An 18,676-nucleotide genomic window follows, 5' to 3' on the forward strand; every position below is an offset into this window, starting at 1 on the left:
CTATCGCCGGACGACCTCCGGCCGCTGCGGTTCAGCACGTAGCCGCCACTTGTTGGCCTGGTCCTTAGTGATCAGGTCGCCGGAAAGTCTGGCCATCTGCGACCCTGAGTAGCGTTTCCGGGCTCCGTCATCCTCCGCCATGCCGATGGCCCAACGCCGCACCGCTTTTTGCAGCTCGGACCCCAACTGGGGCCAAGCCTCCTTGGCATCCAAGGAGCCATCCACCAAGCCGAGCTCGACCAGGTACTTCCACAAGGTGTCCCCGTCACTCTCAGGCCGCCACCGCACCACCTTCTCCAGCGGCCCCGACAGCTCCACCGCCACCTGCTGCTGCGCCGCGCCGGAGCCCTGTGTCTCATCGCGGGTGTCCGGGAAACCGGCAGCCGAGGTCTGCTCCTCCGCGCCGGTGTCGTGCCGTCCACGCACCGCCCGCTGCCCGGCCGTCTCGGCCGAATGCGCCCGTTTCAATCCGCCCTCAGGACCGTGCCCGCTCTCCGCGGACTTCCCACTGGAAGGCCAGGCTGCTCGACGCCCCCGCCGTCGGCCGCCCTGCGTCCCATCGCCCGATGGCTGAGGGCCCCCAGCATCCGTTTGACCCGTACGCGCTCCAGCTTCGCGTGGCAGATCACCGTCGGCAGCAATACCGGACCGCTCGCGCGCGGCCCGCAGCTCCGACCCATTACCCGGCAACACAAACGGAACCGCATCCTTACCACGCGCGATCGACCCCGCCGGCATCAGCCACACCCGCGTGACATCGCCCGGCAACTCCGCCATCGACCCCACCTGCGGATCAACAAAATCGATCACACCATCATCCGGATGCCGCACCACCACAATCGCATGCGCAACTTTGCCCGGCCGCTCATACAACACCACCGCACCCGCCCCATCACGCTGACCACGCATCCACCGCTTCACCTCGTCGAAACCACCCACCCGCCGGAACCGCGAACGCAACGCCGCCTCCAGCGCCACCGGATCCCGGTCCACATCCGCCGACCCCGCAGCAAACCGCCGACCCAACCGCACCGCATTGAAAAACGCCACCACCGCCTTCAGACAATTCCGCCGGAAACCCTCCCCACCCCTGAAGTAGTTGAACCGGTTCACACCCGCCAAAAACCCATATCGATCCTTCGCATACCGATACGCATGCTCCTCCGAGGCGAAACTCTTCGCCCACACCGCATCACCACTCAACCCCCACGCAACCGGATACGGCGACTCCACCGACCCCTCCGCCACAGGCTCATGCCCCGGCGCCTCCCGCGACACCATCACAACCGGGCGGGTGCCCTCGCCCATGAACCACGTGTGCGCACCGTCCGGGAGGTACTCCAGCAGCCCCTGGGCCTCATCCGGCAAGGCGAAAGACAGGGTCTCACCGTTGTCATACTTCAAATCGGTCACCGAAGACACCCGCGACGCCAACTCCGGACGCGACGCGATGAACTGCAGCGCCGCCGTCAGCACCATCCGCGGGTCCTCGTGCCGCTTGATCGCCGACTCGACAGCCGGCAGGTGCAGATCACCCTCCCGGTTGTAGATGTCCCGGATCAGCGTGTGCACCACCTTCGCCGTCAGCTCGACGGTGCCCGCCAGATCATCCGCCCGCACCTTCGACTCGGCGGCGCGCGGAACAGCCGGAGCCCAACTCATGCCGTTGCCTTTGGTGATGCCCCGGAAAAGAGGAGGCGACGAGAGCCCGGCTTTGGCCAGAAGATTCCGGGGCTCCGGCACGGTCCGTAGCAAGGTCGAATACCGGCGCGCACGGCCATGCGGCACGTCCAAGCTAACCTCGATGCTGCGACGCTCCGACTCAGGTATCCGCTGGAACAACGCCGATTGCGGCTGAGCGTAATTGTCCACGATCGAGGGCCGGTACGCGAAGCGGAAGAACGGGTGGCGGTGCGCCGCCACCAACGCCGAGTTCACCCCGGCCACCCGCGTCTTTCCGTCCGCATCCGAGACACGGAACTCCTGGAGCGCGAACCCGTGCTCGGCTTCCAGCACCTCGTCGAGGAAGTCGATGCTCTCCACCTGGTTGTCACCGTCGGTGTAGAAGCCGCCGAACCAGTCCAGGTGCGACCGGAACACATCGCTTGAGCCGGCGAATCCCGGCCCGGACAGCTTGAACATCTCCGTCTCGAAGAACGCGCGCAACTCCACACCCGGAAACTCCCAGACATTCGCCAGGACGATGTTGCGCCGCCTCGCCCACTCGACCACCTCCCGCACGTCCGCATGCGGATCCGCACTGCCATCAGACGGCGGTTCCGACGCCAGCACGTCGTTGATGACGCGCCGGGGAACATCTGTCCACAGCACCGGCAGCAACTGCGGAAACATCCTCGTGGCGACGCCGATGTTGCCCATGAACTCCTCGCGTTCACGGCCGTCACGACGAAGAGGATCACCCACCCAGTAACTATGCATGATCAGCGGAATCCGGCGCTTGGCCGGAATCTCGCTCTCGGGCACTCCCCTGCTCCGCCAATGCTCGATCTCCTCCTGCGGCGTGTCCGCCTCCAGGATCTCGATACCGGCGTCGTTGGCGAGATTGGCCGGATCCATCTCCTCCCACGTCGGCTCCACACCACGCAGCATGTTCGCCTTCAGCAGGTAGCCAATAGCCTGCTCCACACTCCAACCGGAGTAGTCACGCCCCCGCACCGCGGCCAATGGCTCCGAGCCCCGCAACCCGAGCACATCCGGGCCCAGCAACTCCGTACCCGGCTCCACCGGCGTCTCCCCGGACGCACGCGCCGCCAGACCTTCCAGTCCGTCCACCACATCCGCCACCGACACCGGCCCAGAGGCGACTGACCGCTCCGCGACTTCCGTCCCCTCCGCCCGCGACGGCAAATCCGGTCCCTCGGCCCCCGTCGACCGTGAACTGCCCGTGGCAGGCCACGCTTGACGACGGCTTCCCCGCCGAGGCGCATCGCTGGCAGCGTCTTCGGCACGCTCCCCGAGATCACGGCGAGCCTGCTCATGCGTATCCGGCTCACCCAGCGCTCGCAACACCCGCGCACGGTCCGCGTCGGACAACCACTTCTCGAACCACGCCACCTCAACCGCACGAGCAACCCGAACACCCGTCATACGCTCAAACGCATCGAACACCACGCCTCGCCTGTCCGCACCAATCCCCGACACGGTCGCCACGAACGTATCCACATCCATGCCCGGACCCAGCAACCCCACAAGCGTCTCAACCTCAGCCACCACCGATGCCTCCAGCCCCGCTACATTCCCATCGGCCTGACCAGGCTTCACACGCCCCAGACTACGCACGACTCGACTAGCCTCATTGGCGCCAAGAACACCGTAATCGCGCCGGACCTCGGCAAGGATACCCTCCGCCACACGCTTACCTCCGCCAGCGTCTCTTTGCAAATTGACAGGCGTATACAGGTGATGCGCTAGGTAAGCCTCCAACACAACCGACTTCACATTCTTCTTCCATTCACCGTCCTTAGGAATCGAACGCAGCCTGCTCGCCCACTGCTCCTGGCCGGCTCGCGCACCCATCAACCGCGGGCCCGACAGCGCAGGAAGATCAAGAGCCGCAAGCCCCTTCTCACGACGAGCTCGCTCGTGCTTGTCCTCCACGCCGAGCGCCCGCAGAGCCTGGGCGCGGCCCGCTTCGGACAACCACCCCTCAAACCACGCCACTTCCACCGCACGAGCAACCGGACTACCCGTCATCCGCTCGAACGCATCGAACACCACACCCCGCCAGCCCTCACCAATCCCCCACACAGCCGCGACGAAACTATTCACATCCATCCCCGGACCCAGCAACGCAACAAGCCCTTCCACCACAACCACGACCGACGGATCCAGCCCGGCGTATCCCTCAACCGGTCCCAAACTGCCTAGGTTGTTCCGCCAATACCGAGCGGCCAACATACGCAGGGTGTACCCGTTTCCGCTTCGAGCGGCACGGGCAGCCTCCACCTTCGCCAAACCATGCACAACTTGATCAGCTTCACGGAATCTCAGAAGACTGTAGTCCCTCCGGACGCTGGCAAGAACGCTCTCCGCCTGCTCCGGACTCCAACCGTGCTTTTCCTGCAGTTCGGGCGCGGTGTACAGCACACGGTTGAGGTACGCCCCCAGCACAACCCTTTCACGCCCCAGCAGAGCCGACCTCTCCCTTTCACGCCGCTGTTCAGCCGCGGAAACCTGGCGATTCCTGTTCGCAACGTGCGACTCGCCGAATCCACCAGCCTCCTCCTGCAAAGCCCGCACACGGTCGTCGCCGGACATACCCCGTGGGTTACCGCCATCGTTGAGATCGAGCCCCAGCGCATTCGGATCGAACCCAACGCTCGTACCGGCGAACAGACTTCGCAACTCGGGGTTGAGGCCGACGTTCGTGGTGCCGGGCAGCTCTGAAAAGCCGTTGCTGCCGAGGATGGCGTCCAGGTCGACGGGGTCGCGCAACAGGTTCGGATCGATGGACTCGTTGACGAAATCCCAGAGTTCAACGGGGTTGTAGGACAAGGAGTTCGGGTCGCTGGGATCGGCGGAGAAAACATTGAAGCCGGCCTGATGGCTCGCACCCATGAGGGTCATGAGGTCGACCGTGCGCTGGCGTTGCTGCGCGCGACGTTCAGCCTCGTCGTTGAACTCGATGAGTTTGTCTTCCTCCGAGCCACGCACGAAGTCGTCGGCCTGCTGGAAGCTGCGCGCCCCCAGTGCCCTGTTGGGACAGGGTGCGGTCAGCACACTGGGGTCGCTGAAGATGACGAACGTTTTCCCGCTGGGCCTGAAGTAGCCGGAGCCCGGGTCCTGCTCCGCCCACTGGTCGGGGTGGTCGCGGTAATGCTGGTCCACTACGTCCTGGATGTGCCGGGGGCTCCCCCCGAGCACGTAGGTCCCGCTCCCGTCACTGTCGTCGACTCCCATCTTGGCGAGCCAGTCCGAGACGCTGAGTGGCACATCTTCGCTGAGCACGGGATCGAACACGTAGGTCTGCGGTCCCTGCGGAGTGTGGACCACGATGGTGGGTGCCACGTGGTGTTCCCAGCTGACGACGCCGGGCGAATCAGCCGCGGAGTCGGCGGCGTTGCTGGACCTGATCGTCAGTTTCGGATTGATTCGGGTGACGAAGACCTTGCTCGGTTCTGCGCCCATCCGCTGCAGGTCGAGCGACCACAGGTGGGCCCGGATGTTGCAGCCTTGGTCGGGGTAGTCGATGCGGATCGGAACAGTGCCACGGCTGTGGTGTTCGAAGGTGGAAGTCTTGAGCTGCTGGTGCCACCGGATTGCTTGCTCCAGCGAGACCGCGTTGCCGTTGACGAAGGCCAACGCGTCAAACACCGCCTGGGAGTGCTCGGGTCGCAGTTTCTTCAAGTCATCGCTGAGAATCCCGGCACCGGAGGCGTGATAGGCATCCTGCACCGCCCACACGGCGCGGAGATTGCGGTCCAGGCCGCGCAACATCACCAGCGCTTCGTCGAACTCGTCCGCCTCGACGTGGGCCCGCAGTTGTTCCGCGAAGGCGCGGACCTGCGGCAGTTCGGAGAGCTTCTGCCCAGGGCTTGCGACAACCTTGGGTGGGGTGTGCGCGGGGTTGGTGCTGAAGTCGTTGCGGAAACCCAGCATCGTCAGAGCGTGGTCGAACTGTGCTGGACTGAGGTGCTCAGACAGCACCGAATCCAGCTCCCTGCCGGTGTGCTGCCAGAAGGCGGACCGCAGCCCGCGAATCTCCGCCGGATCGCCCCGAAGCCGACCCAGCTCACGCAACACCGAATCGGTGTCCGGCCGAGGTGACCGTGTGCCCGACCCGGAGCCGGGAGCACGCCGTCGCACTGGCGTCCTCGGCCGCGCGCCGCGGCCAGATCGTCGTTCCTCGAATTTAAGCAAGCCGGCGATGAACTTCGCCCGGCGCGCGGACAACGCGTCCACATCACCGTCCGCCCCGACGCCAGAAGCCGAGCCAGCCCCCGCACTGCGGCCGACGGACTCCTCGGAAGTTACGCCGGAGCTGCCCGGTGCCGCCGTGGGCCAGGAAAGCCTGCGCGTGCTGAGGGAGCCGTCCATGCCGACAACCACCATCTCACCGGCATGCGGATCAGCCACCTCCCGCGCACGCCGCCCCTTCGCCTGCGCCGCCTCACGCGGTTCCTCACGCCGAGCACGAGCACTCGGGTCCTCCTCCGCAGTAGGCCTCTCTCCCACCATGTTGTTCTCGTCGACAGGGGTGCCGCCGGTCCCGCTGGACGTGTTCGAGGGCCCCGCAAGCTCGTGTGTGCGCCGCGAGTCAGCCCCAGAAGCTGCCCCCCCAGCCACCACCACACCACCCTCGGCTGCAACCTCTCGCAACAGAGCCGCACCCCACGACTCGCTCTTGTCGAACAGCGCACCCAAACTCGCACCGGTATGCGGCCGACCATCCGCCAGCGCACGCCGCGCCTCCTCCAACGCCACCTGGCGAGTCGCATCAACCACATCACGACGGGACAAACCACCCTCAGCCCTAACCTCCCGCAACCACTCGGAACCCCACCGCTCGCTCTTGCCGAACAGCGCACCCAAACTCGCACCCGTATGCGGCCGACCATCCGCCAGCGCACGCCGCGCCTCCTCCAACGCCGCCTGGCGAGTCGCATCAACCACATCACGACGGGACAAACCACCCTCAGCCTCAACCTCCCGCAACAGAGCCCGACCCCACCACTCGCTCTTGTCGAACAGCGCACCCAAACTCGCACCGGTATGCGGCCGACCATCCGCCAGCGCACGCCGCGCCTCCTCCAACGCCACCTGGCGAGTCGCATCAACCACATCACGACTGACATCAACCACATCACGACTGACACCAGCCACGTCACGACGGGACAAACCACCCTCAGCCCTAACCTCCCGCAACAGAGCCCGACCCCACCACTCGCTCTTATCGAACAGCGCACCCAAACTCGCACCCGTATGCGGCCGACCATCCGCCAGCGCACGCCGCGCCTCCTCCAACGCCACCTGGCGAGTCACATCAACCACATCACGACGGGACAAACCACCCTCAGCCTCAACCTCCCGCAACAGAGCCCGACCCCACCACTCGCTCTTATCGAACAGCGCACCCAAACTCGCAGCGGTATGCGGCCGACCATCCGCCAGCGCACGCCGCGCCTCCTCCAACGCCGCCTGGCGAGTCGCATCAACCACATCACGACGGGACAAACCACCCTCAGCCTCAACCTCCCGCAACAGAGCCCGACCCCACCACTCGCTCTTGTCGAACAGCGCACCCAAACTCGCACCGGTATGCGGCCGACCATCCGCCAGCGCACGCCGCGCCTCCTCCAACGCCACCTGGCGAGTCGCATCAACCACATCACGACGGGACAAACCACCCTCAGCCTCAACCTCCCGCAACCGCTCGGAACCCCACGTCTTGCTCTTGTCGAACACCGCACCCAAACTCGCAGCGGTATGCGGCCGACCCTCCTCCCACGCACGCCGCGCCACCTCCCACGCCGCTGCATTCCGAAGAGCAGCTAACTCACCATCGGTCAAGCCGCCCGCAGCCTCAGCCTCCCGCAGCTGAGCAAGCAGCGTCGCCGCACGCTGACCATCACCGACCGTGCCGGCAACAGGTGCCGCCAAAGCCCGCTCCTCGTCGGCGAGGGTGACGCTGGCACCCCCCGGCGGCGTAGACGGCCAGGGAAGCCGACGGGTCGACCGGTTCCCCCGCTCATCCAGGATCACCGCCACACCATCATTCGCCGGCCACGCCGCCCCAGCCCCGCTCTCCAACGTGATCCCACCAGACTCGAACACCGCGAACCGATCACGCTCACTCCCCTCCACCGCACCCTGGAAACCGCCCTCCCGCAACGACTTCCACAACCCACGCAACCCCGCCTCACCAGGAGCACACGCCACCACCGCCGCCCGGCGGAAACTCCCCACCCGATTAGCCCACATCAACCCTGCGACGTCGGCCGCATTCAACAACCCACCCGGCCCCACAAAACCCCGGGCCGAAGCATGCGCCACGAAAACAAACGACCCCTCATCAAACACCCCCGCAGCACCATTCCACATCGCATCTCTCACCACCTGGCCCTCGCCAGGATTCAGCAACGCGACACCCACAAAGCGCGCATAACCGGCCCGCGAATCCACCAACGGCACGAGACTCACCGTTGACACACCCTGACTCGGAGCCGACGCCGCCAACCCCTGCAACAATCCGACCGCCACACGCACATGAGCCCGCACAAGCGGCAACGCAGCCGGCCCCTGGTTCAAATCAGGCTGCCACGATTCCATCCACGACTCGAAGTTTTCCCGCACCCCATCTGCCACCCCACCGTCCAGGGCAGCAAAGGTCCTCCGCAATTGACCCAGCAAGATCGTCCACTCAGCAGCCAACCCGGCCCACTCCGCAGCACGGGTCGCGTCCGATCCCGACAGCGGCCCCCAAGCATTACCGACCATTGCCGACTCGTCCTCGAACGAATCGATCTCCATCGCACCGTCGACAGGCGACGCGGCCGGCTCAACGTCCTCGCCTGGCTGAGGGTCCCACTGCACCGCCACATCCCCATCAGCGCCGAGCCCCGTCCCTGACTCCGGCTCACTCCAACCGCCCATCACAACGTCGTCCTCAATCAACGCCGCATCAGCAGGCTCGTGCGCCTGCACCTCGAACGCACCTGCCGAAGCCAGTCCGGAGGAGCCGATCTCGACGTCGGTCAGGCCGAAAATCTCACGGAGGAAGGGCCTGTACTCCGCCGGAACAGGCGTGCCGAAATCCCACCGCATCAGACGTTTCGACAGGTAGTTGGGCGTTACGGGCTCGCCACCGGCATCGTTGATCGCGTCGGCGAGTGCCCGGGCGGCGTCGTCGTAGGTCCAGCCCCGGCGAATGCGGGCGGCCTTCAGCTTCGTCTCGGCCCTCGCCGCGCGCTCCTCCACACTCTCCGGTGCCGCATGCTCCCACCGCACATCGCCCCCGGCCTGGTTCGCCACATTGTCGTCGGCTTCCAGCCACAACAGACCCGCCCGCACGTGCCGCCCCGGCAGCCCCGCGGCCTTGCGCTCCCGCACCTCGGCATTGGAGGTTCGCCAGACCATCCGCACGTGCTCATTGGTGAAACCCAGCCCCCCCGCGGGCTTGTCCTTCGCCCAGAACTCAGCCAGCGCAGCCGCGAACGCGTTCAGTTTTTCCACGCCCTCGTTACCGACATAAGCGGTGATCTGCAGCAGCGCACGTTTGCCCGGTGGTGGGTTCTGGTTGAGCAAACCCCTACCCGCATACTTCAGCCTTCGTCGATCGGCATCCGGGATCCAGGCTTCCCTCAGGGCGAAGTGGATACCGAAGGTGGTCCCCACCTCCTCGTACTCGGTGATGCGCCGGGCAGGCATGCCCACCGCCAGCACCACCACACCCTCCGGCGCCCCCGTCTCGGCCAGCTTCCTCCGGATCTGCTCGGGCGTCGTGCCATTGGTGCCGTACAAACTCGCGGGTTCAACCGCGAACAACTCATCAACGCGATCGTCCAACGTCTGTCGCGCGATCTCCCGGACACGAGACACCCACGATACCGCGGTTTTTTTGATGTAATAACTCGCCGGAATGGCGGCAACCAGGACCTCCTGGGGCTCGAATCCCGCGCGCTCCCTCGCCAGCGCCTGTACCGCCAATTCCCGAACCGCGTCCTCGAACCCAGCCCGATACGGCGGATCCGGCTCCATCAACCCCTTTCTGGAAGCGCCGGAATAGCGTCCCGCCCAAAACCCCGTGACGGGCCGCCGCCTCAGCGGGGGCAGGTGCTGCAGATAATCCCGTGCCCGCACATCCCAATTGGCGGATTCGTTTCCACCCCGCTCCGGATCCCCAGGACGCCAACCCAGCTCGTCAGCACCATCAACCCACTCCACACCAACCCGCACGAAACCCTGCCTGAAGTCCAATCCCTTCTTTTCCCCGGGGATTTCCGATATGGTCTTGACCCCGACGCGGAAATAGTTTCCATCAAGCTCCGTCGGCGTGTAAGAATCGCGTTCGTTTACCTTCTCCGCCCAGAAATTACGACGAAATTCCGCAAAAGTCTCCGACTTTCTCTGCTTGTATCTGGAGTCCACGTAGAGGGTGAAGCCGAGCACAGGGCGCTTGCCCTCAGGAATTTCCTCCACCAGCGTGAACAACGCCTCGAACGCCCACTCCAACTGCTGCCGCTCCACCCACGCCAACCCCTTGGGGCTGCTCACCAAACCGATGTCGAATGAGCTACCCCGCCTCTGGTAATCCTCCTTGTCCTGCTCGCGCCGGCCCACCGCCAGCACCATCAAATCCCGCGGCACGCCTGCGGTTTCCGCGTTCTTCCGGGCTTCCTCAAGCGTCTTCCGGTAAGCCCCGGGCAGCGTCATCGGCTCAACGTGGAACAACTCCGCTACCCGGTCTCCCAGCACTTCCGCCGCCAGGGGACCGAGCAAACGGATTACCTTGTGCTGGAGACGACTGCTACCCGTTCCGGCGAGCAAGAGGGTCAACGGTACCCGACCGAGCGCGTCGCGCGCCAGCGCCTCCTCCGCCAAAGCATGGACCGTCCGCTTCAACTTATCCAGCGCACCCGGCTGGAACGGGTCGCTTTCGCTCGCATTGACGACCGTCCCGGACCACGCGAACTCGACAGGCTGCCGCTGAAGATGCGTCAATTGACGCAGAAACTCATACATCCTCTGATCGATCACCGGCTCTGCCCCGCCGGCCTCCTCCAGCGACTGAACATCGCCGCTCTCGGGGACGTTCAGCGCCGGCACCGCCGCATGAGCACGTCTGATTTCCTCCCACACCGCGACATTCTCCACCGCACGCCTGATACCGACCAACTCACGACGGGTCAAACCGCCCTCGGCCTCAACCTCCCGTATCCGAGCCGTACCCCACGACGGGTGCTGGTTGAACGGCGTTGCCACACTCGCACCGTCAGGCAACTCACCCCGTGCGAAAAGACGCCGCGCCTCCGCTCGTCCAGCTTCCCTTGTGAGATTTTGCAACTCGTCACGGGACAAACCGCCCTCGGCCTCAGCCTCCCTCTGCTGAGCAAGCAGCGCAGTCGCGCGCGCACTCTCCTCATCACCAGGACGGGACAGACCGTCCTGCGCCTCGCCTTCCCCCGGGCTGGCAGGCCGCTCTTCCTCCCACACCGCCTCAGTAAGCGCACCGCCCATCACCGCGTCATCGTCATCCGAATCGTGATACTGCGCGGCACGTTCATGGCGAGAAGATTCCGGCGCCTGTATCCCGTCACTCACCGGAGGAAGGCCATCGAACAACGTCTCGTCCGTGGAGCGGCCGTAAAGCACACGCAAAATCTCCCGGTCACCGCTCCTCATCGGTGTCTTACCGGTCTCCCAGTTCGACACGGTGTCGCTGCTGACCTCAAGCTTCTCAGCGACGTATGCCCGCGTCCACCCCATGGCCTCCCGCGCTTGCCGCAGCGGAGTCTTACCCTTCGAGCGGGCGGCTTCGCGGGTTCTCGGCGAGGCCATGGCTATCGTTGGCGGAGCAGGGGAGTGCCCGAGAGCGAGATTCCGGCCAAGCGCCTCAGGCTCCGCGACAACCTTATCCTGAACGGTGGGGCCGCTCACCTGTTCCTGTTCGTGATACTGCGCGGCACGTTCATGGCGAGAAGATTCCGGCGCCTGTATCCCGTCACTCACCGGAGGAAGGCCATCGAACAACGTCTCGTCCGTGGAGCGGCCGTAAAGCACACGCAAACTCTCCCGGTCACCGCTCCTCATCGGTGTCTTACCGGTCTCCCAGTTCGACACGGTGTTGCTGCTGACCTCAAGCTTCTCAGCGACGTATGCCTGCGTCCACCCCATGGCCTCCCGCGCTTGCCGCAGCGGAGTCTTACCCTTCGAGCGGGCGGCTTCGCGGGTTCTCGGCGAGGCCATGGCTATCGTTGGCGGAGCAGGGGAGTGCCCGAGAGCGAGATTCCGGCCAAGCGCCTCAGGCTCCGCGACAACCTTGGGTGGGGTGTGCGCGGGGTTGGTGCTGAAGTCGTTGCGGAAACCCAGCATCCTCAGGGCATTGTCGAACTGTGCCGGGCTGAGGTGCTTATTCAGCTCCGAATCGAGTTCCGTGCCGGTGTGCTGCCGGAAGGCGGATAGCAGCCCGCGGATCTCCGCCGCATCACCCCGAAGCCGACCCAGCTCACGCAACACCGAATCGGTGTCCGGCCGAGGTGACCGTGTGCCCGACCCGGAGCCGGGAGCACGCCGTCGCACTGGCGTCCTCGGCCGCGCGCCGCGGCCAGATCGTCGTTCCTCGAATTTAAGCAAATCGGCGATGAACTGCGCCCGGCGCGCGGACAACGCGTCCACATCACCGGACGACCCGGCGGCAGAATCCGAGCCAGGCCCCGCACCGGGGCCGGAAGACCCCTCGGAAGTTACGCCCGGCCCGGCCGCTTCCAGCGTGGGCCAGGAAAGCTTACGCGTGCTGAGGGAACCGTCCTCGCCGAGAACCACAATCTCACCGGCATGCGGATCACCCTCCTTCCGCGCCACCTCCCGCGCCTCCTCCCGCGCCTTCTCACGCAGCGCTGCACGCCGAGCACTGGCACTCTGGTTTTGCTCCGGAGCGGGTCCTGCCGTGTTGTCTTCGTCGGCGAAGACGACGCTCGCTCCGCTGGGCGTGTTCGCGAGCCGCGGAAGCTCGCGAGTGGACTGGTTCCCCTGCTCATCCAGAGTCAGCGCCTCATCGGCCTCGAATTCCTCGGTGGCAGACTCGGCAGCACTCTCCCCGGGCCCGTCTTCGCCATGCACCGGAGCCTCAGCAGAAACATCGAGATTCATCCGATCGGATTCGGCACCATCGAGATCCATCACATCGGCGCTGTGTTCCACAGCAATGAAGTAGTCCTGTGGGTTGACGCCATCGTTGAGATCGAGCCCCAGCGCATTCGGATCGAACCCAGCGCTCGTACCGGCGAACAGATCTTGCAACTCGGGGTTGATACCGACGTTCGTGGTGTCGAGCAGCTCTGGGAAGCCGTTGTCGATGCTGTCGAGGATGGCGTTCAGGTGGACGGGATCGATGTGCAATAGGTTGGGATCGATGGCCTCGTTGACGAACTCCTGAAATTTTCCGGGGTTGTAGGACAAGGAGTTCGGGTCGCTGGGATCGGCGGAGAAAACATTGAAGCCGGCCTGATGGCTCGCACCCATGAGGGTCATGAGGTCGACCATGCGCTGACGTTGCTGCGCGCGACGTTCGGCCTCTTCGTTGGCTTCAATGAGCTCGCCCTCAAACCCTGCGCGAATCATATCGTCAGCCGCCTTGAAACTGCCACGCGACGTGACGTTGACCAGCGGCATGGGCCACCCGAGCATGCTGGGGTCGCCGAAGACAATGAACGCCTTCTGGGTGGGAAAAATCAAGCCGTCCACGGTCTCCCACTGGTCAGGATGGTCTAGGAAATGCCGGTCGACGACCTCCTGGATGTATCGGGGACTACCGCCGAGCACCATCGTGCCACTCTCGTCGCTGATATCGACCCCCATCATGGCGAGCCAGTCGGAGACGGGGAGGGGTGTACCGCTCAGCGTGGGATCGAGCACGTAGTTCTGCGTTCCTTGTGGCGTGTGGACCACAACCGATGGCGCCACGTGGTACCGCCAGCTGACGGTGCCGGGCACACCGGGTGTGGCGTCGGCGGCGTTGGCGGACGTGATGGTGAGTTTCGGGTTGCTGCGGGTAACGAATACCTTGCTCGGTTGGGCACCCATGCGCTGCAGATCGAGCGACCACAGGTGGGCCCGGATGTTGCAGCCTTGGTCGGGGTAGTCGATGCGGATCGGAACAGTGCCACGGCTGTGGTGTTCGAAAGTGGATGTCTTGAGCCGCTCGTGCCAGTGAATGGCCTGTTCCAGAGAGACCGCGTTGTCGTTGACGAACGCCAGTGCGTCCAGCACCGCGTGCGAGTGTTCGGGGCGCAGTTTGATCAGATCGACACCGAGAATTCGACTGCCGGAGGCGTGGTAGGCCTCCTGCACCGCCCACACGGCGCGGAGATTGCGGTCCAGGCCGCGCAACATCACCAGCGCTTCGTCGAACTCGTCCGCCTCGACGTGGGCCCGCAGTTGTTCCGCGAAGGCGCGGACCTGCGGCAGTTCGGAGAGCTTCTGCCCAGGGCTCGCGACAACCTTGGGTGGGGTGTGCGCGGGGTTGGTGCTGAAGTCGTTGCGGAAACCCAGCATCGTCAGAGCGTGGTCGAACTGTGCTGGACTGAGGTGCTCAGACAGCACCGAATCCAGCTCCCTGCCGGTGTGCTGCCAGAAGGCGGACCGCAGCCCGCGAATCTCCGCCGCATCACCCCGAAGCCGACCCAGCTCACCCAACACCGCACCGGTGTCCGGTTCCTCGAATTTAAGCAAGCCGGCGATGAACTCCGCCCGGCGCGCGGACAACGCGTCCACATCACCAGCCGTGCGATCGGCAGATGCCGAGCCAGAACCCATGCTGTGGGCGGCGGGCGCCGCCGAAGTCGCGCCAGCGGCCGGGGCAGGCGTGGGCCACGAGAGCCTGCGTGTGCTGCGGCTGCCGTCCGGACCGAGAACGACCATCTCATGGTCGGCATCGGTGGCGGTCTCTCCGACGTGTTCGGATTCATTCCGCTCGAACTCCGCCCCGACCTGCCGGCCCGAGACGGGCAGATTGGCAGCCCACGCCTGGCGCACGTACTGGCGCGCCGTCTCCTGATCGAATTCCTCAGCGGCGCTCCTGTTGGCGCGCTCTCCGACCTGTTCGGGCGTCTGGCCCTCGGGTGCCTGCGTAGAGGTGTCCGAGGCCCATGTCATGCCCGACACCAGGCTGGCGGCGGGCGGTGCGGCCTGGTTGGACAGCGGGACCGGGGTGATCCCTGGTTCGTTCGGATCTCGGACCTTGTCGAACTGGCCTCCGTCTTTGACAACCAGTCCGCCGCGGAAATCGTTAGCCACTTTGCCGGTGGCGGCATACAACGCAGGAACCGGCTGGCCGGTCTTCTTCTCCCACTCCAGCATGATTCGGCGCGCAACCGTCACACGATCCGGACTCTGGTCGTCCGGAGAGTTCGCGTTGCAGTGGTAGAAGACGTTCGGCATGCCCATAGCTCGGGAGAAGTGTGTGCTTGCCGAGAAGGCGTCAGCACTCAACTCAGCGCCCACCAACACTGCGTCGCCGCGCACATACGGGTTGCCAGTACGCATGCCGAACTGGAGCACGCTCGGAGTCCCGTGCCCGATCCAATGCCACGCACGCCCCTGCCAGGGTACTGCCACCGGGTTCTTTCTCGTATTACCGGAGGAGTCCGTCGTCTCAATGAAGTAGTAGCCCGGCCGGTTTCGGATCCGCCTGCGGTGGTCCGTCATTCCTCGTGCGGCATCGAAATCCTGACTGTGGAATGCTTGACCATATGGACCGAGAACATCTTTGTATACCTGGCTGGCTACGTTTTTCCCATCGAAAAGGGCGGAAAGCTCCTGGACCTGTCCGACGGCGAGCCGTCCACCAGGTCGAGTTGCTATACGGCCGTAGTACACCGCACGCGCGTACCCGCCCAGCGAAATACCGTTGGCGAAATACTTCGCGTCCATTTCTCCGAACCCGGCCAGCAGGAAACCTCGTCCATACCCAACCCCATAGTTGCCCATACCTTCGCGCAGGACCGGGTCATCGCGCAGCGCGTCGGCGAGCTCATCATGGATCGCGCCGTTGAGCGAGAATTTGCGCAAAAAGATCGATCGATCGTCATTGCGAATCGCGTAAATCCTGCTCTGTCCGGCGGATTTATCCGCGACAGAATGAGTGATTACCAGCACCGGCGGATTGTCCTTCGCCCACAGGGCTGCAACCGAGTTTCCGTCCGGGCCGATGACCTCAGCAAGAGAATCGGGCGTCACATCCTTCGCCCAGTCCTGCAGGTTGCTGAGCACCTTGTCATCACCGCGGACACGGAGATAGACCGCAACCAGCCTGCCGTCCTTGCCGTAAAGCGCGGCGGTCTTCAGATCACCCGCACGGAGCCGCGAAACATTCGCAAAAGTCGTAGTCGGCGTCTTCTGCAGCTTCGAATCCTCGAACCAGGCAACGCCCTTGGTTCCGATGACGTCGTTGTAGATCCCGGCTTCGTGCAGCCCTCCCGCGAAATCGAAACCGAACCCACCGATGTCGTCCCGCGAACCCGTGTTCTCGCCCAGCAACAGCACCGAGGGTGCCGGATCAGCCGTCAGCCGCGCCCGAAACTCCGGATCGGCGAGCAGCAGCTTCGCAAGCTCCCGGCCCCCAAGATCCGCCTCGGTACCATCGGGCAACCGCACCCGCGCGAAGCCGTCATCCATCGCGACAACCGAAACGACCAACGGCGTCCCCAGCCCGTCCATATCGGCGGTCTTCTTCTCCACCCCGGCCGCGAACTGGTCGAGCTCATCGAGCGCATCCGGATCATCCGGATCGGTGGCGAAGTCGAACACGTCCCCACGCCGCGTGTACTCGACATCGTCAGGCCCCAAGCGCCCCGCCGTGAACCCCACGCCCTTGGCCGTGCCGATGACACCGCTCTGCACGTGACCGTCTTTGCCGTCCGGCTGGTAATCGACATAGCCCGAGTACTCGAAGGTCTGCCGCGGACCGGTCAACTCCCGCAACCGGTCCAGCAACCGCGCGTTCAACCCCGTGCTCGGGCTCGCACCATCGTCCTTGGTGACGACGATGAGCGGCGGCCGCACCCCTTCAACCTCGGCCCGCTGCAAAAAGCCACTCGCGAACACCATCTGCGCCACCGTCTCCGGCCGCAGAGACACCGTCGCCCCGTCTCGCTTAGGCACCTTGTAGTGCCCGTTCTCGCTCTCCAGGAACAGACGCACCGGACGGATCCGCTCACCATCGGTGGCAGGCGCCCACTCCTGCACCGACTCCGCCATCTTCGTCGTGCCGTCGGCACGGGTGGAAATCTCAGCCACCACACGCTCAGAGAAGTCCGTCGACGCCGCCATCGTCGCGCGCAACCGGTCGGCAGCGCTCCGATCAGCGACGAAGGCCATCCCAATCTCACGCGAATCCATGTCACGCAGCTCGGTTCTTACCAAGTCCCCGACCCGAACCGCGGAGAAATCGTTGAAGAATCCACCGTTGGTCACATACGACGGCCCGAGCGGGCCTCGCTCCACCGGCTGGTTCGGTGCCAGCACCTCCCGAGGCGGACCGCTGCCGCGGAGCGCATCGGCGAACTGGTTCATCGACGCGTCGAACTCCTGCGCATGAGCCGGGTCCGTTGCGAGCACGATCACGGGAACGTCCGGGTTCGTCGCAGCGGTCGCCCGGTATTCATCGGACCGGGACACGCGATCGGCCAACTCCGCCCCGCCGACCAACTGCCCGTCAACAACGAACCGACCGTCCCTGGTGTCGGCGAACACGTAGAACGGCTGAGTGTTCCGGCCCTGCACCTGCGGCATGCCCTCGTAGATGTGCTGCCACCTCGCAACAGTGCCCGGGTCGGCCGAGAACGCGACACCACCCACCGCATTGTCACGCGGCGCAAAACCCGTCACCAACGGCGGCGTCTTAACCCGCTTGACCTCGGAAGCACCACCAACACCCTCATCGCCACGCTTACGCTTCGCACCACCCTGAGACGGCACCGTGTCGAGGATGGCGTCCAAACTCATCGGATCCGGCGTCCCAGACCCACCAGCATCCCCCTGCGACGAGCCATCCCCCGCCATGTCCTCGTCGGCGAGGATGACACTCGCCCCGCCGGGCGCGGTCGCCGGCCACGGAAGGCTGCGAACAGACCGGTTCCCCCACTCGTCAAGGATCACCGCCTCACCATCATTCGCCGGCCACACCGCCCCAGACCCGCTCTCCAACGTGATCGCACCAGACTCAAACACCACAAACCGATCACGCTCAGTACCCACCACCGCACCCCGGAAACCGCCCTCCCGCAACGACCCCCACAACCCACGCAACCCCGCCTCACCCGGAGCACACGCCACCACCGCCGCCCGCTCAAACCCACCCAGACCATGCGCCAACATCACCGCCGCCACACCAGCCGCATCCAACATCCCACCAGGGCCCGCAAAACCCTCAACCGAACCATGCGCCACGAACACGAACGACCCCGCACCAAACACCCCCGCAGCACCCCTCCACACCGCATCCGCCACCACCCAACCCTCAGCAGCATTCAGCAACGCCACACCCACAAACCCATCCCCACCCGCCCGCGAATCCACCAACGGCACCACAACAACCGACGACACACCCCGAAACCCTCCAGCCACCCGCTGGAACGAGCCCTCCGGAGGCATATCAGCAAAAAGCACCTCTTGAGAAACCCCATAAAATGCAGCCAACCTCTCCCGATAATGGGGATCGATATCCCCCCTGCCATGCTCCCAACGGGACAGCGTGGCGGAGGTGACCTCGATCGCACTCGCGACCTCGCGCAGCGTCCTGCCACCCCGGGCCCGCTTCAGCCCCGTCTCCCCGCTCGCCTCAGGCATATCAGCAAAAAGCTCCTCCTGAGAAACCCCATAAAATGCAGCCAACCTCTCCCGATGACGGGGAGCGATATTGTCCCTGCCATGCTCCCAATTGGACAACGTGGAGAGATGGACCCCGATCTTCTCCGCGACCTCGCGCTGCGTCCTGCCA

1 protein-coding gene (cut by a window edge) is annotated in these 18,676 nt (G+C 65.0%); it reads right to left on the reverse strand.

The genetic code is table 11. The features are described 5' to 3' along the window. Positions 1 to 18,676, reverse strand: the 3' portion of a protein-coding gene (locus SACE_RS26405; protein ID WP_011874736.1) for a helix-turn-helix domain-containing protein. Its footprint extends 16,703 nt past the window's final position; only the last 18,676 of its 35,379 coding nucleotides appear in the window; its start codon lies beyond the right edge, outside the window — the gene reads right to left on this strand; its stop codon occupies positions 1 to 3.

Source organism: Saccharopolyspora erythraea NRRL 2338 (assembly GCF_000062885.1).
Lineage (GTDB): Bacteria > Actinomycetota > Actinomycetes > Mycobacteriales > Pseudonocardiaceae > Saccharopolyspora_D > Saccharopolyspora_D erythraea.